General features: G+C 70.6%; 20 protein-coding genes and 1 pseudogene. 9 read left to right on the forward strand and 12 right to left on the reverse strand.

The window, feature by feature from the left end; all coding sequences use genetic code 11:
• Nucleotides 1-4: 4 nt before the first annotated feature.
• A complete protein-coding gene (locus tag LCN96_RS41285; RefSeq protein WP_225267846.1) occupies nucleotides 5-754 on the forward strand; it encodes a neutral zinc metallopeptidase in 750 nt (249 codons plus the stop codon).
• 2 nt (nucleotides 755-756) lie between these two features.
• Here the strand turns inward: LCN96_RS41285 and LCN96_RS41290 are convergent, their stop codons facing one another.
• The 5 genes from LCN96_RS41290 to LCN96_RS41310 form a co-directional block, all read right to left on the reverse strand.
• Complete coding sequence (locus LCN96_RS41290; RefSeq protein WP_225267847.1) at nucleotides 757-1,962, reverse strand: ROK family transcriptional regulator; 1,206 nt, start codon at nucleotides 1,960-1,962, stop codon at nucleotides 757-759.
• 35 nt (nucleotides 1,963-1,997) lie between these two features.
• Nucleotides 1,998-3,260 carry a sugar ABC transporter permease gene (locus LCN96_RS41295; protein WP_225267848.1) on the reverse strand — a complete coding sequence of 421 codons (1,263 nt, stop codon included), beginning with the start codon at nucleotides 3,258-3,260 and terminating at the stop codon, nucleotides 1,998-2,000.
• Entirely contained in the window at nucleotides 3,257-4,021 is a 765-nt protein-coding gene (locus tag LCN96_RS41300; RefSeq protein WP_225267849.1) for an ATP-binding cassette domain-containing protein, read from the reverse strand. Before LCN96_RS41300 ends, LCN96_RS41295 begins: the two co-directional genes overlap by 4 nt.
• A gap of 60 nt (nucleotides 4,022-4,081) precedes the next feature.
• Nucleotides 4,082-5,197 (reverse strand): sugar ABC transporter substrate-binding protein, encoded by a 1,116-nt coding sequence (locus LCN96_RS41305; protein ID WP_225267850.1) that lies wholly within the window; start codon nucleotides 5,195-5,197, stop codon nucleotides 4,082-4,084.
• A 167-nt stretch (nucleotides 5,198-5,364) separates the two neighbouring features.
• A complete protein-coding gene (locus LCN96_RS41310; RefSeq protein ID WP_225267851.1) occupies nucleotides 5,365-5,931 on the reverse strand; it encodes a DUF6461 domain-containing protein in 567 nt (188 codons plus the stop codon).
• Between the two features lie 168 nt (nucleotides 5,932-6,099).
• On the opposite strand from LCN96_RS41310, the gene LCN96_RS41315 reads away from it, so the two are divergent.
• Nucleotides 6,100-8,970 carry a LamG-like jellyroll fold domain-containing protein gene (locus LCN96_RS41315; RefSeq protein ID WP_225267852.1) on the forward strand — a complete coding sequence of 957 codons (2,871 nt, stop codon included), beginning with the start codon at nucleotides 6,100-6,102 and terminating at the stop codon, nucleotides 8,968-8,970.
• A gap of 116 nt (nucleotides 8,971-9,086) precedes the next feature.
• On the opposite strand, the gene LCN96_RS41320 is transcribed toward LCN96_RS41315, so the two are convergent.
• Entirely contained in the window at nucleotides 9,087-9,791 is a 705-nt protein-coding gene (locus LCN96_RS41320; protein WP_225267853.1) for a sulfite exporter TauE/SafE family protein, read from the reverse strand.
• A 128-nt stretch (nucleotides 9,792-9,919) separates the two neighbouring features.
• Between LCN96_RS41320 and LCN96_RS41325 the strand changes: the two genes are divergently transcribed.
• The 3 genes from LCN96_RS41325 (at nucleotide 9,920) to LCN96_RS41335 (ending at nucleotide 11,379) form a co-directional block, all read left to right on the forward strand.
• A complete protein-coding gene (locus LCN96_RS41325; protein WP_225267854.1) occupies nucleotides 9,920-10,255 on the forward strand; it encodes a hypothetical protein in 336 nt (111 codons plus the stop codon).
• On the forward strand, nucleotides 10,227-10,550 hold the full coding sequence (locus LCN96_RS41330; RefSeq protein ID WP_225267855.1) for a type II toxin-antitoxin system PemK/MazF family toxin: 324 nt from the start codon (nucleotides 10,227-10,229) through the stop codon (nucleotides 10,548-10,550). Before LCN96_RS41325 ends, LCN96_RS41330 begins: the two co-directional genes overlap by 29 nt.
• Nucleotides 10,551-10,635: 85 nt before the next feature.
• Nucleotides 10,636-11,379, forward strand: a complete 744-nt coding sequence (locus LCN96_RS41335) for a neutral zinc metallopeptidase (protein WP_225267856.1) — start codon at nucleotides 10,636-10,638, stop codon at nucleotides 11,377-11,379.
• A gap of 373 nt (nucleotides 11,380-11,752) precedes the next feature.
• Here the strand turns inward: LCN96_RS41335 and LCN96_RS41340 are convergent, their stop codons facing one another.
• The 3 genes and pseudogenes from LCN96_RS41340 to LCN96_RS41350 form a co-directional block, all read right to left on the reverse strand.
• On the reverse strand, nucleotides 11,753-12,733 hold the full coding sequence (locus LCN96_RS41340; RefSeq protein ID WP_225267857.1) for a DUF6461 domain-containing protein: 981 nt from the start codon (nucleotides 12,731-12,733) through the stop codon (nucleotides 11,753-11,755).
• 239 nt (nucleotides 12,734-12,972) lie between these two features.
• Nucleotides 12,973-13,984 (reverse strand): annotated as a pseudogene (locus LCN96_RS41345) (IS30 family transposase).
• 202 nt (nucleotides 13,985-14,186) lie between these two features.
• Nucleotides 14,187-15,731: an FAD/NAD(P)-binding protein gene (locus LCN96_RS41350; RefSeq protein WP_225267858.1), complete on the reverse strand. Its 1,545-nt coding sequence runs from the start codon at nucleotides 15,729-15,731 to the stop codon at nucleotides 14,187-14,189.
• A gap of 300 nt (nucleotides 15,732-16,031) precedes the next feature.
• Between LCN96_RS41350 and LCN96_RS41355 the strand changes: the two genes are divergently transcribed.
• On the forward strand, nucleotides 16,032-17,069 hold the full coding sequence (locus tag LCN96_RS41355) for a helix-turn-helix transcriptional regulator (RefSeq protein WP_225267859.1): 1,038 nt from the start codon (nucleotides 16,032-16,034) through the stop codon (nucleotides 17,067-17,069).
• A 155-nt stretch (nucleotides 17,070-17,224) separates the two neighbouring features.
• On the opposite strand, the gene acnA is transcribed toward LCN96_RS41355, so the two are convergent.
• Complete coding sequence (gene acnA / locus LCN96_RS41360) at nucleotides 17,225-19,969, reverse strand: aconitate hydratase AcnA (protein ID WP_311132054.1); 2,745 nt, start codon at nucleotides 19,967-19,969, stop codon at nucleotides 17,225-17,227.
• Between the two features lie 146 nt (nucleotides 19,970-20,115).
• Nucleotides 20,116-20,844, reverse strand: coding sequence for a metal-dependent hydrolase (locus LCN96_RS41365; protein WP_225267860.1), 729 nt, complete (start codon nucleotides 20,842-20,844; stop codon nucleotides 20,116-20,118).
• Between the two features lie 311 nt (nucleotides 20,845-21,155).
• On the opposite strand from LCN96_RS41365, the gene LCN96_RS41370 reads away from it, so the two are divergent.
• From LCN96_RS41370 to LCN96_RS41380, 3 genes are all read left to right on the forward strand, one after another.
• Nucleotides 21,156-21,905: a PadR family transcriptional regulator gene (locus tag LCN96_RS41370; protein ID WP_225267861.1), complete on the forward strand. Its 750-nt coding sequence runs from the start codon at nucleotides 21,156-21,158 to the stop codon at nucleotides 21,903-21,905.
• Nucleotides 21,906-21,909: 4 nt separating this feature from the next.
• Nucleotides 21,910-22,494 carry a DUF1707 SHOCT-like domain-containing protein gene (locus LCN96_RS41375; protein ID WP_225267862.1) on the forward strand — a complete coding sequence of 195 codons (585 nt, stop codon included), beginning with the start codon at nucleotides 21,910-21,912 and terminating at the stop codon, nucleotides 22,492-22,494.
• Nucleotides 22,495-22,583: 89 nt separating this feature from the next.
• Complete coding sequence (locus LCN96_RS41380) at nucleotides 22,584-23,264, forward strand: DUF6879 family protein (protein ID WP_225267863.1); 681 nt, start codon at nucleotides 22,584-22,586, stop codon at nucleotides 23,262-23,264.
• Here LCN96_RS41380 and LCN96_RS41385 read toward each other — a convergent pair.
• Nucleotides 23,254-25,590, reverse strand: coding sequence for a glycoside hydrolase family 2 protein (locus LCN96_RS41385; RefSeq protein ID WP_225267864.1), 2,337 nt, complete (start codon nucleotides 25,588-25,590; stop codon nucleotides 23,254-23,256). The two genes, LCN96_RS41380 and LCN96_RS41385, sit on opposite strands and share 11 nt — an antisense overlap.

Genomic DNA, 25,590 nt, shown 5'->3' on the forward strand with positions numbered 1-25,590 from the left:
GATCGTGCGCATCCCCCTAACGGCGTTGGCCGGGTGCATGGTCGCGGGTCTTCTCGTTCCCGCACCGGCCGCCGCCGCGGGCCGGGTCGGCCAGGCCGGGCTCATGGCCACGATGGGCGGCGAGGTGATGCCACAGAAGTGCGCGGTCCCGAAGATCCGCGCGGGCAGCGTCCCCTCGCTCAGGTCCTTCCACGAGGCGATGGCGAAGTGCGCCGACACGTTCTGGGCGGGCAGGTTCGCCGCCGCCGGCCTGCCGTACAGCTCGCCCGAGGTGACGATCACCACGGGCAAGGACTCCGTGTGCGGGGCCATCACCGGCAGCGGCGCGCAGTACTGCCCCGACCACCGCACGATCGTCATCCGGATCACGAAGCAGGACCTGCGCGACCCGTTCAGGATGAACATCGCGCACTCGGTCGCCCACGAGTGGGGTCACCACGTGCAGCAGCTCATCGGCGTGCTGGCCGCGCAGGCCGCGTTGTACGAGCCCGCCTCGGACAAGGCGCGCAAGCTGCTGAGCCACCGGGTGGAGATGCAGGCCGAGTGCTTCGCCGGGGTGTTCTACAGCGCCACGCTGAAGTCCATCAGGCCCGGCATCTCGTGGCAGAACTGGATCGAGGCGGTGCGCAACGCCGACGAGAGCGACATCCACGGCAAGCCGCGCAACCTGGCGCACTGGCAGGACCGGGGATACCGGGGCGGGGCCACGGGGTTCTGCAACACGTGGACGGCGAGCAAGGCCAAGATCACCTAGAGTCACGCGTTGGCGCGGGCGAGGACTTCCAGGGGGTCGGACAGCACGTGGGCGAAGGCCAGCTCGGCGGCGCCCACCAGGGTGGCGGCGTCCCCGAGGGCCGAGGTGCGCAGCCGTACGCGCTCGCGCTGCGGAGCCATCGCGTGCAGGGTGAGCTGCGAGCGGACCTGGGCCGCAGAGCCGAGGTAGATCTCCCGCAGCATCCCGCCGAAGATGACCATCTCCGGGTTGAAGATGTTGACCAGGTTCGCGACGCCGAGGCCCAGCCAGTCGCCGACGCGGCTGAGCGCCTCCTGGGCCACGATGTCGCCGCGGTCGGCGGCCTCCACCACCGCACGCACCGCGTCGCGGCCCTGGTGACCGGCCGAGACCCGGCCCGCCGACTCCAGCAGGGCCCGCTCCCCCACCTCGGCCTCCAGGCAGCCGTGCGAGCCGCAGCCGCAGGCCCGCCCGCCGGGGTTGACGACCATGTGGCCGACCTCGCCGCCGTAGCCGTCGTGCCCGCCGAGCAGGTGGCCGGCCGCGATGATGCCGCCGCCGATGCCGACGTCCCCGTGCAGGTAGATGAGGTCGCGTACGGCGATGCCGACGCCGCGGCTGTGCTCGGCCAGGGCGGCCAGGTTGGCGTCGTTGCCCACGCTGACGGGCAGGCCGAGGCCGAGCCGGCGGCCCAGCTCCTCGCCGAACGGCACGTCCTCGGCCTTCAGGTTCGGCCCGAAGGAGACGACGCCGTCGGCCTTGCGCACGCCGCCGGACACGGCCGCCGCCGCGCCGACGCAGACCGTGTCGTCCCTGGTCTTGCGGCGCATCTGGCGGGCGAACCCGGCCAGCGTGCCGGCCAGCTCGTCCACCTCGAAGCGGCCGCGGTCGCGTACGGCCTCGCGGCGGTCGAGTATCACGCCGCCGAGCCCGACGCGGGCCACGGCCAGCCGGTCGGGGCCCACGTCGAAGGCGAAGACGTAGACCCGCGCCGACTCCGGGCGCACCACGAGCGAGGGTCTGCCCGCCCGGCCCGTCTCGCGCGGCAGCTCCTCGCGCACCAGCCCGGCGGCTGTGAGATCCGACGTCAGGGCCATGATCGTGCTGCGGTTGAGCCCCATCCTCGAGGTCAGCTCGGCACGCGAGATCGGCCCGCCCAGGTGGACATGACGCAGCAGCGCGCCGAGGTTGTGGCGCCTGATGTCCTCTTGGGAGGGGCCGGCACGCATCGTCTGGGGTTCCTTCAGGGGCTGTGAGTCGCTGATCACCTTAGACCAGCAGCAGCCGCCCGCTTGCGCGCCAGGGCGTCGACACCCGCGGCGAGCAGCAGGACCGACCCCGTGACCAGGTACTTCACGCTCGCCCCGTACCCCATCAGACCCATGCCGTTCTCGATCACGGCCACCACGGCGCCGCCGAGCACGGCGTCCAGCACCCTGCCCTTGCCGCCGAAGAGGCTGGTGCCGCCGATGACCGCCGCGCCGACCGCGTACAGCAGGACGGAGCTGCCGCCCGTGTTCGGGTCGACCGAGCTGGCCCGGGAGGCGGCCACGATGCCGCCGACGGCGGCCATCGAGGAGCAGATCACGAAGGCGCTGATCTTGATCCGGTCCACCGCGATACCGGCCCGCCTGGCCGCCTCGGTGTTGCCGCCGACCGCGTACAGGTGACGGCCGAACCCGGTGCGGCGCAGCACCAGTGTCCAGAAGACCAGCAGCACCAGGATGACCGGCACCACGATCGGCACGCCGGTGAGGGAGACGAGCGCGGGGTTGCGGCTGCGCTCCAGGTTGAGCGCGGCGACCGCGAGCCCGGCGAACAGCGCCAGCATGCCGACGCGGAAGGCGATCAGCGAGAGCGGGTCGGCGACCAGCCCGCGCTTGGTCCGGCTCCTGGCCCGCCTGAGCTGCACCGCCGCGTAGATCGCCACGCACGCCGCGTACAGGGCCCAGCCGAGCCAGGGCGGCAGGTTCCTGTTGGCGATGGCGTTGACGATGTCGTCGCGGATGGAGATGTTGGTGCCCTCCCTGACCAGCACCAGCACCAGGCCCTGGAAGGCGAGGAAGGCCGCCAGCGTGACCACGAACGACGGGATGCCGACCTTGGCCACCAGCGTGCCCAGCACCGTGCCGATGACGACGCCGGTGAGGATGGCGGCCAGCATGCAGACGTACCAGGGCAGACCGGTGTTGATCAGCGTGACGGCGAGCACCGCCGCACAGACGCCGCTGGCGTACCCGGCGGACAGGTCGATCTCGCCGAGCAGCAGCACGAACACCAGGCCCATGGCGATGATCGTGATCGCCGCGCCCTGCGTGAACAGGTTGGCGAAGTTGATCGCCGTGAGGAAGGACGGCCGCGCGATGGCGAAGACCACGCACAGCACGAGCAGCCCCAGCACGGCCGGCAGCGCACCCATGTCGCCGCCGCGCACCCGCTGGGTGTAGGCGAGGAAGCTGTTCTTGATCGAGGGGGCCTGCGCCGCGGCGACGATGGCCTCGCCGGGCAGTTCCTTGACCTTGTTCATGGGGTGACCCCGTTCTTGAGGCCCAGTTCGCCGCTGCGGCCGGAGGTGATCAGTTCGACGACCTGCGCGTGCGTCACGTCGGCGGTCTTGACCTGGGCGGCCATCCTGCCGAGGTAGAGCGCCGCGATCCGGTCGGAGACGGCGAACACGTCGTTCATGTTGTGCGAGATGAGCACCACGGCCAGGCCGGTGTCGGCGAGCCTGCGCACCAGCTCCAGCACCTGCGCGGTCTGGGCCACGCCCAGCGCCGCGGTGGGCTCGTCGAGGATGACGACCTTGCTGTTCCACAGCACGGCCTTGGCGATGGCGACGGTCTGCCGCTGCCCGCCGGACAGGCTGGAGACCTGCTGCCTGATGGACTTCACCGTGCGGACGGACAGGCCGCTGAGGGTCTTCTCCGCCAGCTCCTCCATGCTGTCCTCGTCGAGCAGGATGCCGTTCTTGCGTTCCCTGCCGAGGAACATGTTCTGGACGATGTCGAGGTTGTCGCACAGGGCGAGGTCCTGGTAGACGATCTCGATGCCCAGCTCCCCCGCGTCGCGGGGGCTGTGCACGTGCACCTCTTTGCCGTCGAACAGCAACTGGCCGCCGTCGACCGGGTAGATGCCGCCGATGCACTTGACCAGGGTGGACTTGCCGGCGCCGTTGTCACCGACGAGCGCGGTGACCTCGCCGGCGTAGGCGGAGAACTCGACGTTGTGCAGGACCTTCACCGGGCCGAAGCTCTTGTCGATCCCGCGCACTTCAAGGAGGGGGGTCATGGGGCTCCCTACACGAGGGTACGGCCCTCGCTCGTGGCGCGGGCCGTACCCCTCTCGGTGTTAACTGATTCCTGCCTCGGTGCACTTGGCGGCGAAGTCGCCCGTGCAGAGCTCCTCCTTGGTGACGTAACCGTCGGCCACCACGTCCTTGACGTTGTCGAAGTAGATGGCCTGCGGCTCCATCAGCTCGGCGGGCACGTCCTGACCCGACTCGGGGTCCTTGACGCTGCTGCTCGCCGCGGGCTTCTCACCCTTGGCCAGCGCGACGGCGAGCTTGGCCGCCGCGTCGGCCTCCTTCTTGACGGCCTTGTAGACGGTCATGCACTGGTCACCCGCGAGGATGTTCTGCAGGCCCTGGACGGTGGCGTCCTGGCCGGTCACGGGCACCTTGCCGTTCAGCTTGTTCTTCTTCAGCACCGTGATGGCGGCGTTGCCGAGCCCGTCGTTGGCGGCCAGCACTCCGGCGATCTTCGGCTGCTCGGTCAGCATCTGCTCGAAGAGCGTTCCGGCCTGGGTGTTGTCCCATTCGGGCACCGACTGCTCGGGGCCCTTGACGTACTCGCCGCCGTCGAACTTGGGCTTCAGCACACCGTCGTAACCGGCCTTGAACAGCGTCGCGTTGTTGTCCGTCGGCGAGCCGTTCAGGTAGGCCACGATCGGCTTTTCCACCTTCTTGTCGGTCAGGCACTTGCTCAGGCCCTCGCCCTGCAGCGTGCCCACCTTGGTGTTGTCGAAGCTGACGTAGTAGGCGGCACCGCCGCCGAGCGTCAGCCGGTCATAGTCGATGGTGGCCACGCCCTGGGACTTGGCCTTCTCGATGACCGTCTTGCCGGTGCCGCTGTCCAGGTTCACGATCATCAGGACGGTGGCACCGTTAGTGATCATCTGGTCGGCGATGGTCTGGAACGCCGTCTTGTCGTTCTGGGCGTTCTGGATGTCGTACTGGACGCCGGCGGCCTTGAACGCCTCTTCCAGGTACTTGCGGTCCGCCGTCTCCCATCGGGCGGAGGACTTGCTGTCCGGGAGGATGACACCGATCTTGCCGGCCTTGGCCGCGTCCGTGGCCGAGGCGGTCGAGGTCGACGTCGTGGTCTGACCGCTGTCGCCCCCGCAGGCGGTGAGACCGAGGGCGAGCGCGGCTGCCGCGGCGGTCAGGCTGAGGATCCCCTTGCGCATGGTGCAGGGTCCTTTCTTCCGGAGGGGCCCGGATGAATGTTGTTTGCGGCAACGTATTCCGGGACGGACCACATTGGAAGGGGGTAGCGACGCCCAGTTTGTTGTTTCCGGTAACAATCCAGAAACGCCAGCTCAACCTTTTCGACGCCTGGCGGCTATCACCCCCGCTACGGGACGACCGCGCCCAGGTAGGCGGAGCCCTCCAGCAGCTCCGCCGTCAAGGTGATGCCGGTCAGCCGCTCGGCCAGCAGGAACGCCGGCCCTTCGCTGGGATACAGGTCCGTGTCGACGCCCCGCATGACCTCCGCGATCTCGTCCGGCACCTCCTCGGAGTAGCCCTCGTCGGCGAGGAAGCAGAACCGGAGCTCGCCGTCCTCCGCCCAGAAGAAGTACTCGACGCCTTCGACGTCTCGGAAGTGGGAGACGACGCGGGTCCCCGCCGACAGCGAGGCGATGATCCGCTCGTCGGCGCCGAGCCCGCCGTTGGGCTCGACGGCGAACGCCCAGCCGCCGATGGCCGTGACGCCGACGAGCACGGTGTCGTAGCCGGCCAGGCGGCGGGTCTCGGTCAGCTCCGCGAGGGTCATGGGCGTCGGCTCCTCCGGCCGGGCACCGAGCCGGAGCAGCAGCTGCTCAGGTGTCAGGCCGCGGACGTAGGTGAAGCAGTAGGCCTCCGCGAGGTCGGGGAAGCGCTCGTAGGAGAACCAGGCGTGGTCGCCGGGGGTCGTGATCATCCGGTCATGTTGTCAGCGCCGGCCGACAGGATCGAGCCGCAGGCGCCCGCCAACTCTCTTGCGTCCACATGCGGCCACAACTCGTGACAAACCGCCCCTTCATCTGCGATACATCGATCAAGGCCATTCGGCGTGCGGGGACGCTGTTCCTACCCATCTGGGGGTTCCGTGAAGCGGCTCTGCAGCGCCCTGGGCACGATCCTGCTCCTCTCCGCCGCCCTCATCGCCGGGAACGTTCCACCGGCGGCGGCGTTACCCGCGCAGTTCCAGAAACAGACGGTCTTCAGCGGCCTGAACCACCCGTCCAACATCGAGTTCTCCCCCGACGGGCGAGTCTTCGTGGCCGAGAAGAGCGGCCTGATCAAAGTCTTCGACTCGCTCTCCGACACCACCCCGACCACGTACGCCGACCTGCGCACCCAGGTGCACAACTTCTGGGACCGCGGCCTGCTCGGCCTCGCGCTGCACCCGGACTTCCCCGCCGACCCGCGCATGTACGTCCTGTACGCCTACGACGCCGTCCCCGGCGGCACCGCGCCCCGCTGGGGCACCCCGGGCGGCACCGACGACCCCTGCCCGACCCCGCCCGGCGCCACCGCCGACGGCTGCCTGGTCACCGGCCGCCTGTCGGTGATCTCCCCGGCCGGGGCGGAGACGCCGCTGATCACCGACTGGTGCCAGCAGCACCCCAGCCACTCGGTGGGGGACCTGCAGTTCGGCGCCGACGGCGCGCTGTACGCCTCCGGCGGCGACGGGGCCAGCTTCAACTTCGCCGACTACGGCCAGGACAACCTGCCCGCCTCCGACATCACCCCGGACAACCCGTGCGGCGACCCGCCGTCGCCCGTCGGCACCGCGCTCACCCCGCCCACCGCCGAGGGTGGCGCGCTGCGCTCGCAGGACGTGCGCAGCAGCGCCGACCCCGCCGGGCTGGCCGGCACCGTGATCCGGATCGATCCCGACACGGGGGCCGCCGCGGCCGGGAACCCGAACGCGGGCAGCGCCGACCCGAACGTCGCCAGGATCGTCGCCCACGGCCTGCGCAACCCGTTCCGCATCACCCACCGCCCCGGCACCAGCGAGATCTGGTCCGGCGAGGTCGGCTGGAGCACGTTCGAGGAGCTCAACCGGATCGCCTCGCCCACGACCGCCGTGCCCAACTTCGGCTGGCCCTGCTACGAGGGCACCGGCCGCCAGGGGGGCTACGACAACCTCAACCTGAACCTGTGCGAGAGCCTCTACACGGCCGGCGCCGCCGCGCACGCCGCCCCGTACTTCGCCTGGAACCACAACTCCAGGCCCGCCCCGAACGACCCCTGCCCCACCGGCGGCTCGTCCTCCAGCGGCGTGGCCTTCTACCAGGGCGGCGACTACCCGGCCGCCTACGACGGCGCGCTGTTCTTCTCCGACTACAGCCGCTCGTGCGTGTGGGTGATGACCGCGGGCGCGAACGGCCTGCCCGACCCCGCCACCGTGGCCAACTTCGACTCCGGCATCCCCGCGGTCGAGCTGGAGATCGGCCCCGGCGGCGACCTGTTCGCGGTCGACTACACCAACGGCACCGTCGTCCGCTACATCTACGCCAACACGCCGCCCACCGCCGTCATCGACGCCTCCCCCACCTCGGGCGACGCGCCGCTCACGGTGAACTTCTCCGCCGCCCGCTCCGGCGACGCCGACGGCGACCCCCTCACCTACGCCTGGGACCTGGACGGCGACGGCGAGCTCGACGACTCCACCTCGGCCACCCCGTCCTTCACCTACACCCAGCCGGGCTCCCCGGTGGTGCGGCTGCGGGTGAGCGACAACCGCGGCGGCCAGGGCGACGCCACCGTGACCGTCAACGTGGCGAACACCGCCCCCTCGGCCACCATCACCGCGCCGACGGCGTCCACCACCTGGGCGGTCGGCCAGTCGATCGCGTTCTCGGGCAGCGGGAGCGACGCCCAGGACGGCACGATCCCCGGCTCGCGCATGCGCTGGGCCCTGATCATGCATCACTGCCCCAGCACCTGCCACGAGCACGAGATCACCACGTTCACCGGCGCGAGCGGCTCGTTCCAGGCGCCCGACCACGAGTACCCCTCGCACCTGGAGCTGCGCCTGACCGTCACCGACGCCCACGGGCTGACCGACACCGAGAGCGTGCTGCTGCAGCCCAGGACCGTGAACCTGACGTTCGCCTCCTCGCCGTCCGGGTTGCGGCTGGGCTTCAACAGTGAGCAGGTGGCCACGCCGTTCACCCGTACGGTGATCGTCGGCTCCGGCAACTCGATCTCGGCGCCGTCGCCGCAGAGCCTCGGCGGCCAGAGCTACGCGTTCGCGTCCTGGTCCGACGGCGGGGCCGCCTCGCACCAGGTGGTGGCGCCCGCGACGGCGACCACGTACACGGCCGCGTACACGCTGGTGCCGCCGGCGGGCGGGCTGGTGGCCGCGTACGGGATGGACGAGGCCTCGGGCAGCACGGTCACCGACGCCTCGGACAACGGCAACACCGGCACCGCCTCCGGGACGAGCCGGACGGCGAGCGGCAGGTACGGCCGGGCCCTGTCCTTCAACGGGGTGCTGAGCTGGGTGAACGTGCCCGACTCCGCGGGGCTGCGGCTCACCTCCGGCATGACGATCGAGGCGTGGGTCCGCCCGTCCAGCGTCAGCGGCTGGCGCACCGTGGTCATGAAGCGGCATTCGGGCGGCCTGGCGTACGCGCTGTCGGCCGGCGCGCCGGACCAGCGGCCCCACGCCCGTATCCACACCACCGCCGCCGCCGACCTGCCGGGCACCGCCGCCCTGCCGGTCAACACGTGGTCGCACCTCGCGGCCACGTACGACGGCACGACGCTGCGGCTGTACGTCAACGGCGCGCAGGTCGCCCAGCAGGCGGTGTCGGGGGCGATCAGAACGGACGGCAGCTCGCTCAGGATCGGTGGCAACGGCCTGCTCAACCAGGTGTTCAGCGGGCAGATCGACGAAGTGCGCATCTACAACAGGGCCCTTACGGCCGCGCAGCTCCAGACCGACATGAACACGCCGGTGAGCTGACCAGCGAGGCCCGGCGCGGTGCGGCGCGCCGGGCCTCACCCGGCGTGATCGCGTTCGGCACGGCCAGCACCGGCCTCACGCGGCAGTGATCAGGTTCGGCACGGCCAGCACCGGCCTCACGCGGCAGTGATCAGGTTCTGCGCGATCAGACCCACGGCGGACAGCGCCGCCACCGTGAGCACCGCCACCCGCACCTTGCCCCCGTCGAGGTAGCGCCGCAGCGGCCCCGACACCAGGAACCCGAGCACCATGGGCACGATCAGCACACCCCCGACCAGCAACGCCTGCCCGGGCAGCTCCCCCACGAGCTGGAGGATCACCAGCGACTGGCCCGCGCTCAGAAAGAAGAACATCGCCAGCGTGGCCCTGATCTGGGGCCCCTTGGCGTTCTGGTAGACGAGCGCGATGGGCGGCCCGCCGATGCCGGTGGCGGTGCCGGTGATACCCGACACGAACCCGGCCGACGTGATCGTGTACCCGTTGCGCGGCACGCTCAGCGCCCGCGCCGTCAGCGCCACGGCGATCAGCACCATGACGGCGACGAAGATGCCTCGAGTGTAGACAGAAACGTAGACAACGATGACTGCGGCTATGGCACTCCCCGGCAGCCTCCCAAGCAACGCGAACCCCAGCCCGCGCCAGTCCACCCGCCGCCACTCGACGGCCAGCGTGAACAGCGGGAGCGTCAGATTGACCACCTGGATCATGCCGGGCATCAGGTCGGGGGCCAGCATGGTGAGCACGGGCGCCGCGACCAGGCCCAGCCCGAAACCGACGCCGCCTTGGACGATGGCGCCGAGGAAAACCGCCAAGCCACCCACAATCAGGACCAATGCCGCATTTGTCATGGAGACGAGTCAATCATCTTTACTCTCTGTTGCCATAAGTGACACGAGAGTGATCGGGGCGCTGTATTGTTTCCCGCAGACGCGTACGTAACCTCAGGAGTATGGCCATGAAGCCGAAGGCGACCACGATACGCGTCAGTGTCACGACCCGAGACCGAATCGCAGCGCTGGCCAAGAAAGCAGGTGAACCCATGACCGCGATCATCGACCAGGCCATCCGTGAGATGGAGCGAAAGCAGCGCTGGCAGCACGTCGCGGAGCAGATGGAGCAGACACGGAGGGAGGATCCGCAAGCCTGGGCGGACTATCTCGCCGAATCCGAGCTGGTCCAGGGCGGTCCACCGCGCTCCACCCGCATCGCACCGGAGTGGGAGGGGCTCATCACGTTTCCCGAGGAGAGAGATGAGGGTGATCCAGGGCGAGATCTGGCTCGCTGACCTGGGCGAACCATCCGGCCGAGAGCAGGGTTATCGCCGCCCCGTGTTGGTCGTCAGCAACGACGGCTTCAACTCCGCCACCGCAGTCAAGATCATCGTTCCGCTGACCACGACCGATCGGGGATGGGACAATCACGTTCCCGTCCCGACCGAGGGCACGGGTCTGGAGAAGCCGAGCTGGGCGATGGTGGAGCATGTACGCAGCGTGTCTCCACAACGCTTCAGGAGAAGGGTCGGGATCGCTCCTGACGAGATCGTCCGTGAGGTCACGGACTGGATCACCGACACGATTTAGAAAATGTCGCCGCCCGGCGAAATAGCGGTTCGCCGGGTGGCACCTCTCATCGTGCCACACTCCGCATTCCCCTAAGCTCACCTCCGTGCGATCATCCCCCCTCCTCCTCTCCACCCTCCTCACCATCACCCTCCTGTCCCCCCAGACCGCACACGCCGCCGCACCCCCGTTCCCGAAGAAGGCCGGCAAGCTGGCCACGACCGCCTGCCCCGAGCCGCCGCTCAGCTCCGGCGGGATCCCGCGCACCCGCGAGTACCTGGACACGGTCGTGAAGTGCCTGGACACATCGTGGTCCGCGTACTTCGCCCGTACGGGGACGCGCTTCGAGCCGCCGGCCGTGCGGTACGCCGAGGAGGGCAGCGTGTGCGGGGTGCCGGTCGCGGACGTGGACGCCTTCTACTGCCATCCCGCCAAGACCCTGGTGTTCCCGCTGACCGGCCGCTGGATCGAGGGCCGCACCGACCTCTACCCGTTCAAGGTCGCCGCCCACGAGTACGGTCACCACCTGCAGACCCTCACCGGCATCCGCCGCTCCTACGAGGCCCGCTACCGCGCCGAGCCGAACGCCAGGGCCGAGCTGCGGCGCCGGTTCGAGCTGCAGGCCGACTGCCTGGCCGGGGTGTTCCTGGGCAGCGTGCGGGGGTCTCTGGCGCGTACGGGTGCGGACTGGTCCGCCCTGTACGAGGCGGTGCGCGCCAGCGGTGACGACGGTGAGCGGCGCAGTCATGGCAGGGGGGCCGGGCGGGTCGGCTGGTTCAAGCGGGGGCTCGCGGCCACGTCGCCCGCCGCCTGTGACACCTGGTCGGCGCCCGCTGCCAAGGTGTCGTGAGCCGTCCTTGCTGGATGTAGGGGCGCAGCGAGCGGTGTGCGTCGTCGCCCCACTGGGCCGGGGGCAGGTGGCGGGGTCGCAGTCCTGGCTGCGGCCGTTGCCGCGCTGGTCAACGTAGTCGGCACGGCTTCTTGATCGGTCTCGCCGCGGCCGGTGAGGGCACCATGAAGGCCCCCCGAGGGCCGGGCGAATTCCAGGGGTCGTCGCAACACAGTGATCAATTGTTGATGTCGAGAAGCATAGCGAGACGCTCGGTAGGGCTGCCCCTGGCCGAGCGTCTTCCGCTACTGGCGTGGGCCGCCCTCATCTTGGGTCTAGATGTCGTGATCGAACGTGTGACCAGCCCGAGAGAGCGCGTCTGTCCAGGGCATAGCTATTCGAACGGTTGAGGAGCGCAGGTGGACGCTGAGCTCCTCCCTTCGGCGATCATGGTCTTGATCTGGGCACGCAGCGCCGGCCACATGTCGCCGAGGATGGTGGGCGCGTTGACGAGCGCATCCAGGCGATCAGGCCACGTGCGTCCCGGCATGGCCTCGTCCAGAGCCCGGGCCGCCCAGAAGCGGCGCGAAACAGGATGGTCCTCCGCAAGAACCGCTCCGTGCTCGTCACGCCTATCGTCCATGAGCCGGGCCAGGAGCGGCGTCAGGTCGGCCCCTGCTCGCCTTGCATCACCGCCGCCGGTAACGAGGCGGTCGAGCGCCTCCCGGACCATCGGTTCGCCCGCCAGGCCGGTTGCCGCGACGTAGGCGTTGACGACGCGATGGATCACCGCGGTCTGTACGGGCTGGGGTGCCAGGCGCAGCCGAACGTCCAGATCGGGATCGACGCCACCCAATGCGCTGGGAGCACGCGGGTCATCCGGGATGGTCTCCTCCAAGAGCAGTCGTGGCGCGCTCGCGTCAGGCAGGTCGAGTCTCACTCCGGTGACGGCTTCGACGACGGCCATCGCGGCCGCCTGCCATTCGCCAGGTTCGGCTGCCGCCTCCAGAACCGTGAGCTCTGTATCGAGTACGTGCGGAGTCTTACCCCATCGCTCACCGGGAAACTTCGGGTCCAATGCGGTGACAATCGTGCCGTAAGCGGCGTATGTCAGCCTGGCCGTCCAGTTGACGTTCCAGAAAAGGCTCAGCGCGCGGGCTCCGTCACTCAGCCGCCGCAACACCTCCGGACGGTTGCCCTGGTAGCCGTTGTCCTCGTAGAGGATGAACGACGCGCCGTCGTGGCTGATGTAGAAGGCCCCTTCGTAGTCGGCTTCGTCCACATCGTCGTCGGGCTCTGACTCCAGGTCCTCGGCCCGTCCGCCGAGTCGCTCGGCGATGGCCTCGACGGTTAAGGGGGAGGCGATCGGCTGCACGACAGTCCAGCAGGTGGCCTGTGCGAGATAGGGGTTGCGCTGCAGGAAATCGGCATCCGGCGCTGCGTCTCGTCAATCACTGGGGCAGTATGTCCACCCTCACCGACAATTGGGGCAGACAGCATAAAGGTGTTGCCGATGTTCAGGCCGGGGGCGAGGTCGAGCGGCACCCGCCGAGGGCGATGCACACTGCCAAAAATAGCGGTGTCACTTCATACTCCGGAGGATTCCCGGGGATTTCATGAGCTGTCGACGGCCAGCAGCATGGCGAGACGCTCGGCTGAAGTTTGCCAGTCGAGCGTCTTTCGTGGTCTGGCGTTAAGTTCGGCGGCGACGGCATCGAGCTGGTCGCGGGTGTGGACTGACAGGTCGGTGCTCTTGGGGAAGTACTGGCGCAGCAGGCCGTTCGTGTTTCGTTGGAGCCGCGCGGCCAAGGGCCGGCCGGGTCGCAGAAGTAGACGGGCATGTCGGCGGCGACGGAGAACTCGTGGTGGCGACCCATCTCACTGCCCTGGTCCCAGGTCAGAGAGCGCTTGAGATACGCGGGTAGCGTCGCGACAGTGTCCAGCAAGGCGTCGCGCATACGCTCGGCGCTGCGGTCGATCGGCAAGCGGACGAGCATCACGTAGCGGGTAGTGCGCTCGACCAGCGTGCCGATGGCCGAGCTGCCGTTCTTGCCGATGATGCAGTGCCCTTCCCAGTGGCCGGGGACGGCCCGGTCGTCAGCTTCGGCGGGCCGCTCGCTGATCATGACCATGGGTGTGCTGTAGATGGCCTCGTGACACACGTGCATCTCCGCCCGCTCGGGGAAGGTCCGGCGCAGGCTCCGGACGATCTGCTCTGGGCTCCAGCGCTTGTGTAGGTGCTTTTGAATGCAGGCCCGCAACTCGGGGTTCTGGTCAATCTTGCTGGGCTTGGGGCGGGGCCGGCGCGCGTCGGCTCGGGCCTGAGCGGCGTGCGGCCGGTACTGGCCGCCTGTGGGGTGCCGGTTGCGGCGGATCTCCCGGCTGATGGTGACGGCGCACGGCCCAGCTCGCGGATCGCCGCTTTCTCTCGCACCCGGTCGGCGATGTAGATCCGCTCGTCTTCCCGCAGATAGCGAGACTCGCCCGGTCGGGGCACCGTCCGTGGTTCGGGCGGTGCCCCCTTGTTCCATTTGGTGCGTTTCCAGCCGTTCCGCCACCGCTTCCCGGTCCGGACGTTGATCCCAACGATCCGGCGCGCTTCCCGGCTGCTGAAACCTCGATCCATAAGCCGGAAGTATTCCTCCCGCTCACGGGTCACCTTCTTCGGGCCCTGCGGAGATCGGATCTTGCGAATCTCGAACTCTTCCATCGCACTCCCCAACCTGGGGTGTTGCGACGACCTCTAGAAGGAAAGCCGGTAGGGAGGGCCTCATGCATGCCGGACGCCATCAGGCAGCACCGCACACCGGGTCACCGCCGGACGCCCCTCAGCCCGTCAGCGCACCGGCGAGGCGGGCGGCCTGGGCGGCGAGGCCCGGGATGCTGGAGGTGATGAACGACCCGCCTCCTGCCAGGTCCCCCAGCACGTGCAGGCGCGGGTCGGCGGGGACCAGCCCGCCCGACGGGTGCAGCGCCGCCAGGCCGCCGGCGAGCAGGGTGGTGACCAGCGGCTCGGCCGCGCCGGGCACGGCCTGGGGCGAGGGGTTCACCGCGTTGACGGCGACGTCCACGTCCAGGATCCCGCCGTCACCCCACACCCGGAACCCGCCGTCCCCCACCGCGCCGCCGCCCCGCACTTGCGATCCGTCATACCCCGCCGCCTCGATCTTGCGCACGCCGGCCACGATCGAGAGCTGCCCCGAGTCGAACAGGCGCAGCAGCACCGCGGCGTTCACCGGCACCATCGGCGAGGCCACGCCGATGGCCAGGCGGGCGTGGTGGCGCAGCCGTTCGCGGTCGGGCTCGGGGAGCAGCCGCCACGCGAACGGGCCGACGACGTGCGCGGCCTCCTGCAGCACCCGCCGCGCGATCGCGGGGTCGCCGACGGCGGCCAGTTGCCGCCGCAACCGCTCGACGGGCGGCTCGGACCCCGCGGACAGCAGCTCCTGGGTGAAGGCGGCGAAGTCCTCGCCCACCTCCTCCAGCTCCTCCCGCAGCAAGCCGGCCAGCTGGACGAGGGTGACCGTGCCGTGCTCGCGGCGCAGCGCCTCCACCCGATCGACGGTGAGGTGCCGCCGGTGGTGGCCGAGGGGGCGTTGCCAGACGGCGGGCAGCATGCCGGTGCGGGAGACGAGGGCGATCCGCCCGGTGTGGCCGCGCGCGGCCAGCGACACGACCACGTCCACGGCCGTCAGCCCGCTGCCGATCACCGCGACGTCGGCCTCGCCCCGAACCTCGTCGAGCGTGCCCGCCAGCGGGTACGGATCATCGACGTACCCCGGCGCCCCGCTGAGCCCGTAGTGGTCCTGCGGCGTTCCCCCACCGACGCACAGCACGACCTGGTCGGCCAGGTGCTCCTGCCCGTCCCCGGTACGCAGCACCAGCCGCACCCCGCCACCGCCACCGCCACCGCCACCAGCACCGCCACCAGCACCGCCACCGTCACTGCCGCCGGCATCGGCAGCAGCACCGGCGCCGGCGCCGGTCACCGAGGTGACGCGGGAGGCGACGACGCGGGTCCGGCAGCCTCGTGCCCGCAGCCGGGCCAGAGCCGCCTCGGCGGTGTCGGCCAGGTACGCGCCGTAGAGCGCACGCGGCACCAGCGGCTGCCCCAGCAGCTCGTCCAGGTGCGCGGCGGCGCGCTCCGGCCCCAGCCAGGCGGCGTAGTGCCCGGAGTCGGAGCCCCGGATGGACATGATCGCGGGGGGCGCGTTGACCAGCACGCTGCCCAGATCGGGCCCGTACGGCCGCCCCCGCCACAGCTCGGCGGACGGCTCGAAGACGGTGACCTCCGCCCCCTCCGTCCCGCCCACGGCCAGCGCGTCCAGCAGGCCGACCGCGGCGGCCCCGCCCCCGATGATCGCGATGTGCACGGCGTTCTCCCTCGTACTCGTCCTGAAGGTGGGTGATCGTTCTGATGGCAGGTCCGAGCCTCGCGGGCGGCGCGGACGCGCTCCATCCCTCGCGCACAGCGGATCGGCGGGGAATGACCCCCTCAAACGGGGGGTTGGCGCAGGGAGGGCGGCGCAGGCAGGCTGTCCTGTCCAGGGCAGCACGCAGATCAGGAGGCTCGATGACCCGCGCGCACCGTCACGCCGAGGTCCTGACGGCGGCCGACCGGGCGGCCGACGCGCTCGGCTGCTTCAGCCGCGCCTCGGCCGCTGCGGCGGCTGATGCCGTTCGACGCCGCCGTGTGGTCGGCGACCGACCCGGAGACCGGCCTGGTGACGGCGCCCATGCTGGTGGAGAACCTCGGATCGGGCGAGGGCTGCGGCGCCTACTGGGAGAGCGAGCTGCTAGAGGAGAACGTGCTGCCGTTCCGCGACCTGGCCCGCGCCGAGGTACCGGCGGCGGGTCTGCGGGCGGCGACCGGCGGCCTGCCTGCCCGCAGCGCCCGCTTCCGCAGCCTGCTCGGCCGCCAGGGCATCGACGACGAGCTGCGGGCCGTGCTGCGGGTCGGCGGGCGGCCGTGGGGGTCGGTGAGCCTGTTCCGCATGCGCGGCGCCCCGGCGTTCGGGCAGGACGACGTCGCGCTGCTCGCCGAGCTGTCCGGGCCACTGGCCGACCGCCTGCGCCGCTTCGCCACCCCACACGGGCCAGGGGGCGAAGGCACCACCCCGCACGGGTCAGGCGGCGGAAGCACCACCCGGCATGGAACGAACGGCGCGGGTGGGGGCGGGGGCGGGGGCTCGGCGCCCGGTCTGTTGCTGTTCGACGAGAACGGCGAGGCCACGTCGATCAACGAGGAGGCGCGCACCCACCTCGCATCACTCCCGGACGGCCCGTCCACCCCCTCGGCACTCGGCCTGAGCCTGCCCATCTGGCTGATCGGCACGGCGCTCCAGGCGCGCGCCATCGCCCAGGGCCGCGACCGCGGCAACGCCCGCATCCGGCTGCGGACCCGCGACGGCCGGTGGCTGACCTGCCGGGCCTCGTGCCTGACCGGCTCGGGCGGGCGGCCCGGACCCGTGGTGCTGGTCATCGAGCCCGCCACCCCCGCCGACCTGGCCCTCATCGTCGCCCAGTCCTATGGCCTGACGCCGCGCGAGTTCGAGATCGCCCGGCTGGTGGCGCAGGGCCTGGCCACCGCGGAGATCGCCGCGGCGCTGTTCATCTCCCCGCACACGGTGAGAGGCCATCTGAAGGCCGTCTTCGGCAAGGCGGGCCTGTCCAGCCGCGGCGAGCTGGTCGCCCGGCTGTTCGCCGGTTAGCAGCCAGACAGGACGAGAGCCGCCTCGCGGGGGGTGTCCCGCGGGGCGGCTCTCCTGGGTGTCGGGTGGTTCCCCCGATGCGGGGGCGCGTGAGGATCACGCCCCCAACCCCCGGCTCCCGGCCGGCTCATGACCGGGCGGGAGCACGGGAAGACCTACTTGGCCAGCAGCGAGCGCAGCACGTACTGCATGATGCCGCCGTGCCGGTAGTAGTCGGCCTCGCCGGGCGTGTCGATGCGGACGACCGCGTCGAACTCCACGTCACCGGCCTTGACGTGCACGGTGCGCGGGATGCCGGTGCCCTTGTTGAGCTCCTCGACGCCCGTGATGTCGAACGTCTCCTCGCCCGTCAGGCCCAGCGACGCGGCCGAGCCGCCCTCGGGGAACTGCAGCGGCAGCACGCCCATGCCGATCAGGTTGGAGCGGTGGATGCGCTCGTAGGACTCGGCGATGACCGCGCGCACGCCCAGCAGCGCCGTGCCCTTGGCCGCCCAGTCGCGCGAGGAGCCGGAGCCGTACTCCTTGCCCGCCAGCACCACCAGCGGTGTGCCGGCCGCGGCGTAGTTGACCGAGGCGTCGTAGATGAACGACACGGGGCCGTCGGGCTGGGTGAAGTCGCGGGTGTAGCCGCCCTCGGTGCCCGGCGCGATCTGGTTGCGCAGGCGGATGTTGGCGAACGTGCCGCGGATCATCACCTCGTGGTTGCCGCGCCGGGAGCCGTAGGAGTTGAAGTCCTTGACCTCGACGCCGTTGGCCTGGAGGTACTGGGCGGCGGGGGTGCCGACCTTGATGGAGCCGGCCGGCGAGATGTGGTCGGTGGTGACCGAGTCGCCGACCTTGACCAGCACGCGGGCGCCCTTGATGTCGGTGACGGGCTCCGGCTTCTCCGGCATGCCGTCGAAGTAGGGGGCCTTGCGCACGTAGGTGGAGTCGGGGTCCCACTCGAACGTGTCACCGGTCGGGATCGGCAGCGAGCGCCAGTGGTCGTCGCCCTTGAAGACGTCGGCGTAGTCGCGCTCGAACATGTCGCGGCCGATCGAGGAGTTGACCACCGCGGCGATCTCCTCCGGCGACGGCCAGATGTCGCGCAGGTAGACGGGCTCGCCGTCGTTGCCGAGGCCGAGCGGCTCGGTGTCGAGGTCGAGGTCCATGGTGCCGGCCAGCGCGTAGGCCACCACGAGCGGCGGCGAGGCCAGGTAGTTCATCTTGACGTCGGGGTTGATCCGGCCCTCGAAGTTGCGGTTGCCGGACAGCACCGCGGTGACGGCCAGGTCGTTGGCCTGGATGGCCTCGGAGATCTCCGGCAGGAGCGGCCCCGAGTTGCCGATGCAGGTGGTGCAGCCGTAGCCGACCAGGTTGAAGCCGATCTTGTCGAGGTACGGCTGCAGGCCGGAGCGCTCGAAGTAGCCGGTGACGACCTGGGAGCCGGGGGCCAGCGAGGTCTTGACCCACGGCTTGCGGGTCAGGCCCTTCTCGACGGCGTTGCGGGCCAGCAGGGCCGCGCCCAGCATGACGAACGGGTTGGAGGTGTTGGTGCACGAGGTGATCGCGGCGATCGAGACGATGCCGTGGTCGATCTCGAAGGAGGTGCCGTCGGCCAGCGTGACGGGCACCGGCTTGTGCGGCCGGCCGCCGTTGGCGCTGGCGTTGGAGGCGGGCGCGTCGGAGGCCGGGAAGGTCTCCTCGACGGCCTCGTCCACGCCGTCGGCCACATAGTTCTGCACGTCGTGGCGCCAGGTGGCCTTGGCGGCCGACAGGACGATGCGGTCCTGCGGGCGCTTGGGGCCGGCGATGGACGGGACGACCGTGGCCAGGTCGAGCTCGATGTACTCGGAGAACCCGGGCTCGGGCGCGGCCGGGTCGAGCCACAGGCCCTGCGCCTTGGCGTAGGCCTCGACGAGGGCGATCTGCTCCTCGGAGCGGCCGGTCAGGCGCAGGTAGTCGATGGTCTGGCCGTCGATCGGGAAGATCGCGCAGGTGGAGCCGAACTCGGGGCTCATGTTTCCGATCGTGGCCCGGTCGGCCAGCGGCACGGACGAGACGCCCTCGCCGTAGAACTCCACGAACTTGCCGACCACGCCGTGCTTGCGCAGGATCTCGGTGATGGTCAGCACCAGGTCGGTGGCGGTGGCGCCGGCGGGCAGCTTGCCGCTGAGCTTGAAGCCGACCACGCGCGGGATGAGCATGGAGATCGGCTGGCCGAGCATCGCGGCCTCGGCCTCGATGCCGCCGACGCCCCAGCCGAGGACGCCGATGCCGTTCTCCATCGTGGTGTGGGAGTCGGTGCCGACGCAGGTGTCGGGGTAGGCCCTCTTGACGTCACCGTCGTCGCGGGTCATGACCACGCGGGCCAGGTGCTCGATGTTGACCTGGTGCACGATGCCGGTGCCGGGCGGCACGACCTTGAACTCGTCGAAGGCCGTCTGGCCCCAGCGCAGGAACTGGTAACGCTCGCGGTTGCGCTCGTACTCGCGCTCGACGTTGCGCTGGAAGGCGTCGGGGTGACCGAAGTAGTCGACGATGACCGAGTGGTCGATGACCATCTCGGCCGGAGCCAGCGGGTTGATGCGCGCGGCGTCGCCGCCGAGGTCGCGCACGGCCTCACGCATGGTGGCCAGGTCGACCACGCACGGCACGCCGGTGAAGTCCTGCATGATGACGCGGGCGGGCGTGAACTGGATCTCCACGCTCGGGGCCGCGTTCGGGTCCCACTCGCCCAGCGCACGGATGTGGTCGGCGGTGATGTTGGCGCCGTCCTCGGTGCGGAGGAGGTTCTCCAGCAGGATCTTCAGGCTGTACGGGAGGCGCGCGGAGCCCTCGACGGCGTCCAGCCGGAAGATCTCATATGACGCGTCGCCGACGCGGAGCGTGTCACGGCTGCCGAAGCTGTTCGCGGACACGGTGATTCGCCTCCTCCATAGACAGGTGTTCAGACAGAATCCTGCCGCACTACGGAAGCAGCCAGCACGTTAGGTAACCCTAACCACCTGGCCCTGCGGCCGGTTGTCTCGACGTCAAGATATCCCCAGAATATCTCGACATCAAGTTAAACCGGTGCCAGCCGCCAGAACAGCAGCCCGATGATCGCCACCGACAGGATCGGGGCCAGGATCTTCTGCTCGAACTTCTTGCCCGTCTTGATGCCGATCTTCCACGGCAGCACGAACTTGGCCCCCAGCGGCCACAACACCGGGCATCCCCGCTCGGTCATGCAGTCGCCCACGACGTGCATGAGGCAGCCGACCCCCACCGCGAGCCCCAGCCAGGCGTATCCCACGTCGAGTGACATGAAGACGGCGTACAGGCCCGCGGTCATCCCGATGTTGACCATGATGGAGCCGATCTTGTTACCCGGGATGCCCACCCCGATGGCCCGCAGGGCCAGGCCGATGAGCAGCACGACCATGATGTCGCGGCCGATCGGATAGGTGTTGGCCAGCCAGTGCACCCCGATCCCGAGCGCCACCGCGAACGCCAGCGAGTGCGTCGCCCCCCGGTGCCCGCCGCTGATCCAGGAGACGAGCTTACTGAGCCCCCAGGTGAGCGGCCCGAACGTCTGCGCGATCGTCGCGCTCGGATGGTCGAGGTCGGGCAGCATCGCGGCGCCCGCACAGATGATCGCCCCGGCGATCAGCTCGGCCGGGCCGAGCGCCGTGGCCATGATCCCCGTCTCGATGAAGCGGGAGGACTCGTTCAGCAGCGGCAGTGCCGCCAGTGGGGGAGCCAGCCCCAGCCAGGCGATGGCCCCGCTCATCGCGTGTGTATGCCCCATCATGATCGGGACTGTACGGCAAAGAATCTCTTTACGCGCCGCGGCGTGCCGCGGGGTCACAGTGATGTGACCCGGGCGGCCCGGGAACGGTCCGGAAACGCAGACGAGGTCGTCTCCGCGGCGACAGCACCCCCCAGCCCTGCCGACGCGGAACGACCTCGTCTGCTGTGAATAACGACGCCCCTCCCGATCCTGTTCCCGGATTCCGCAACTTTTTCGTGATCTGGCTCACTCTCCCTCCGGGCTTGCCCACGACCCGCTATCGATATATCTTTGACGCATCGAGAACAGATCGCGATATAGGAGTAAAAGTCATGACGCACCACTTCGCAGCGAGCGGGCCCTGGCCCGGCGCACACGAGTACAAGCGCGCCCTGCGTGAGACGCTGCACGCCATGGGCGACGCCTTCGAGCACCTGAGCGGGCACCACGGCGAACGCGGTGGCGAGCGGGGCGGCGATCGGGGCGGTCCGCACGACCGGCGACATCGGGGCAGGAGGGGCGGGTCCGGCCCGTTCCCCTTCGACTTCGGGCGCGGCGGCCCGTTCGGCCCCGGCGGGCCGTGGGGCGGCGGGCACCGGGGCTGGGGCGGCGGCCGCGGCCGCAAGGCCAAGCGGGGCGACGTCCGCGCCGCGATCCTGGCCCTGCTGTCCGAGGAGCCGCGCAACGGCTACCAGATCATCCAGGAGATCGCCGAGCGCAGCGAAGGCGGCTGGAAGCCCAGCCCGGGCGCCGTCTACCCGGCGCTGCAGCAGCTCACCGACGAGGGCCTGGTGATCTCGGAGGAGAACGAGGGTCGCAAGACCTTCCGGCTCACCGAGGAGGGCCGCGGCTACATCGAGGCGCACGCCGACGAGGTACGCGCCCCATGGGACGAGATGCGACCCGACATCGACGACAACACCGCCGATCTCTGGCATATCGCCCGACAGTCCGCATTCGCCATGATGCAGATCCTGCAGACCGGAAACGACGCACAGATCCGCGAAGCGCGTAAGACTCTGGTGGAGACCCGGCGCAAGCTCTACCAGATCCTGGCGGACGACGAACCGGGTGAGGAGTAGGACCATGGCCGGCGTCGCACCGGACAGCCGCCGGTACGGGGAGAGCGAGGAGCCTGGAGTGGACCGCAACGATCTCCGCATCGGTGACGCCGAGCGCGAGCAGACGATGGCCGCCCTGCGCGAGCACTTCGCGCAGGGCCGCCTGACGCACGAGGAGCTCGACGAGCGCCTCGACAGGACACTGGCCGCCAAGACGGCCCGCGACCTCGCCCAGGTGACGGCCGACCTCCCCGGTCAGCAGCCGGCCTACGGCGAGCCGGCCCACGGTGAGCCCGCCTCGCCGTACGGGATGGGCGACTGGCACGCGGCCATGCACGCCCACCGGGCGCAGTTGCAGGCGATGCGCCACGGGCATCGGGCCCAGGCGCAGGCCATGCGGCACGCGCACCGGGAGATGCACCGGGCCGCGTGGCCGGCCAGGCGGCCCGGGCAGCGCCGAGGGCCGCACCCGGTGCTGCCCGTCCTGGCCGCGCTCATGGTGGTCGGGCTGATCCTGGGCGGCTTCGGCGTCTTCAAGGTGCTGTTCGTGGTGTGGCTGGGCGCGATGGTGTTCAGCCTGGTGCACCGGCGTTTCCACCACCGCGGCTGAGGGGCCGCCCCTGATCGTTTTGGGCCTTGACCCGGTCAAGGGCCCAACTGATGATCTGGGCGGACCTCCGACGCGAAAGGGAAAGCCTCATGACCGAGCAGGGCACTCCGGTCCGTCACACGAACCCGTTCGCCGCCGTGGCGGGGGCCGGCGGCGTCGTCATGGACGTGCCGGAGTACCAAGCCGGATTCGAGCGCGACCACGTGACCTGCACCGAGCCGATGTGGAAGCTGGAGCGCGCGCAGAACTTCTACGAGCCCGACGTGGCGAGCTGGCGGGCCATGATGGACGGCGACTGGGCGCGCTCGCTGGCCCTCATCCACGCCATGGCGGGGCCGCTGACCGACTACTTCCGCCGGCGCCAGCCCGTCAGGCGGTTACGCGTGGTCGAGCCGCCGATCACCGCCTACCTCCAGTGGGAGATGCACATCCTGGCCCTGCGCGCCGCGGCGGGCTCCCCCTGCCGGGTGGTGCCCGCCGCCCGCGTGACGGACCTCGATCCGCTTCCGGAGCTGGTGATCTTCTCCCCGTCCCTGATGTACGAGGTCCTCTACGACGAGTACGGCGGCGGTCGCGGCGGGCGCCGCATCACCGATCGTGACGTCGTCGAGCCCTGCATCCACGCCGTCCGCGCCCTGTTCGACGAGGGCGAGGACGTGCGCGACTTCCACGAGCGCGAGATCGCGCCGCTGCCGCCGCCGGTGGTCACCGACGCGATGCGGGCCGCGCTGCCCGCCTACGCGCACCGGACCGAGGAGTTCAGGGTCTGACCTCCTCGTTGAGGCAGCGCAGCACCGGGAAGCGGGTCAGCGCCTCGGGGTCCAGCTCGCGTTCCGTGGTGACCTCGAAGACGGCGCTCTCTCCCGGCAGCAGCGTGAGGAGCTGCTCGTCCACGCTCGCGGCGGGGTCGAGCCGGTCGGGGAAGAGCGCCAGCTCGCGCAGCACGCCGGCCGCGGTGACCGTCACCCGGTAGCCGCCCGGGGAGCGCTCCACGTGCGCGTCGTAGGCGGCCGGCGGGTAGGCCACGGCGGTGTCCTCGGCGTAGCAGCGCACCGTGCCCGCGCCGCCGAGCCGGGCCGTGAGCAGCTCGCGGGCGGGGTCGTCCGGGTCGGCCACCGACGGCGGGAGCGCCACCCTGAGCACCGACCGGGGCGCGGCGTGCACGGCGACGACCTCCTTGGCCAGCGGCCGGCCGTCGAGCCCCCGCCGTTCCAGGAGCAGCTCGCCCGTCCACGGCTCGCCGCAGTCGTTGACCAGGGCCACCTCGCCGTCCTGGACGGTGATCAGCCGGTCGGCGTAGGCGCGGCGCAGCGCGTACCACAGGGGCTTGCGCCGCCCGTCGCCGTCGATCGCCGACCAGGAGGTGACCGGCCAGCAGTCGTTGAGCTGCCAGACGATCGTGCCCATGCAGTGCGGCATGAGCGCGCGGAACCGCTCGATCCCGAACGTCATCGCGCGGGCCTGGTTGAGCTGCGTCAGGTAGTGCCAGTCGTCGAACGTCTCCGGGGCCGGCAGGTGGTCGCCGAGGCCGCGCAGCAGCTTGGCCTGCCCGTCGATCGCCTTCTGGTGGGAGGAGGCGGGCGTGAGCGGCTCGTCGGAGGACGCGCGGCGCAGCGTGGCGTAGGCGGGCGGCCCCTGGAAGCCGAACTCGGCCACGAACCGCGGCCGGTAGGCGGCGTAGCGCAGGTAGTCCTCGCGGTTCCAGACGTCCCAGATGTGGACGGTGCCGCGCGCCGGGTCGTTCGGGGGCAGGCCGGGCGCGCCCGAGTAGGGGCTGCCCGGCCAGTACGGGCGGGTGGGGTCCAGCTCGGCCACGATCGACGGAAGCAGGTCGTGGTAGTAGCCCGCGCCCCAGCTCCGGCCCGCCAGCCTCTCCTGCCAGCCCCAGTCGGCGTGGCCCTCCAGGTTCTCGTTGTTGCCGCACCACAGCACCAGGCTGGGGTGCCCGGCCAGCCTGGCGACGTGCTGCCTGGCCTCGGCCTCCACCTCGGAGCGCAGTGGCTCCTCCTCGGGGTAGGCGGCGCAGGCGAACGGGAAGTCCTGCCAGACCAGCAGGCCGAGCTCGTCGGCCAGGGAGTAGAAGTCCGCCGACTCGTACAGGCCGCCGCCCCAGACCCGCAGCAGGTTCACCCCGGCGGCCGTGGCCTGCGCGAACCGCTCGGCCAGGCGCTCCCGGCTGACGCGGCTGGGGAAGCAGTCGTCGGGGATCCAGTTGACGCCCCTGACGAACACCGGCACACCGTTGATCACCAGCTTGAACGCCTCGCGGTCCAGCTCGACGTCCCTGAACCCGATCCTGCCCCGCCACTCCTGCTCCCCCAGGCGGACGGTCAGCTCGTAGAGCGGCTGCGCCCCGTGGCCGCGCGGCCACCACAGCTCCGGCTCGGGCACGCGCAGCCGCACCACGCCCGACTCCCCCTCCAGGCGCTGCCCGGCGGTGACGCCCCCGACGGTCACCGTGACGGGCTCCGCGCTCGCCCGGTCCGCCCGTACGTGCACCTCCACCGTGCCGTCGGCGCGGGCGAGCGGGCGCACCTCGGCCAGCCGGGCGCCCGACCAGCTCTCCAGCCCGATGGGCCGCCAGATGCCCGCCGTCACCAAGGTGGGGCCCCAGTCCCAGCCGAAGTTGCAGGCCATCTTGCGGATGAACGGGTACGGCTCGTCGTAGGCGCCGGGCCGCTCCCCCAGCTCCGCCCGCCGCGCCTCGGCGTAGGCGTAGGCCGGGGTGAAGCGCACGACGAGCTCGTTGGCGCCCGCGCGCAGCAGGTGGCGGGCGGGGAAGCGGTAGGTGCGGTGCTGGTTGGCGGTCTCGCCGATCAGGGCGCCGTTCAGCGTGACCGCCGCGACCGTGTCGAGCCCCTCGCACACCAGGTCGGTGTGCTGGTGCTCGTCCGGTTCCCAGGTGAACGTGGTGCGGTAGGTCCATTCCGTACGGCCGATCCAGGCCAGCCGGTGCTCGTTGTCGTCCAGGTACGGATCCTCGATCGCCCCGGCCGCCAGCAGATCGGTGTGCGCGCAGCCCGGCACGCTCGCGGGGATCTCCCCCGTGCCCTCCGACGACAGGGTCCAGCCGCTGTGCAGCGGACGGTACTTCAA

It is taken from the genome of Nonomuraea gerenzanensis (assembly GCF_020215645.1).
In the GTDB taxonomy this organism is placed as follows: domain Bacteria; phylum Actinomycetota; class Actinomycetes; order Streptosporangiales; family Streptosporangiaceae; genus Nonomuraea; species Nonomuraea gerenzanensis.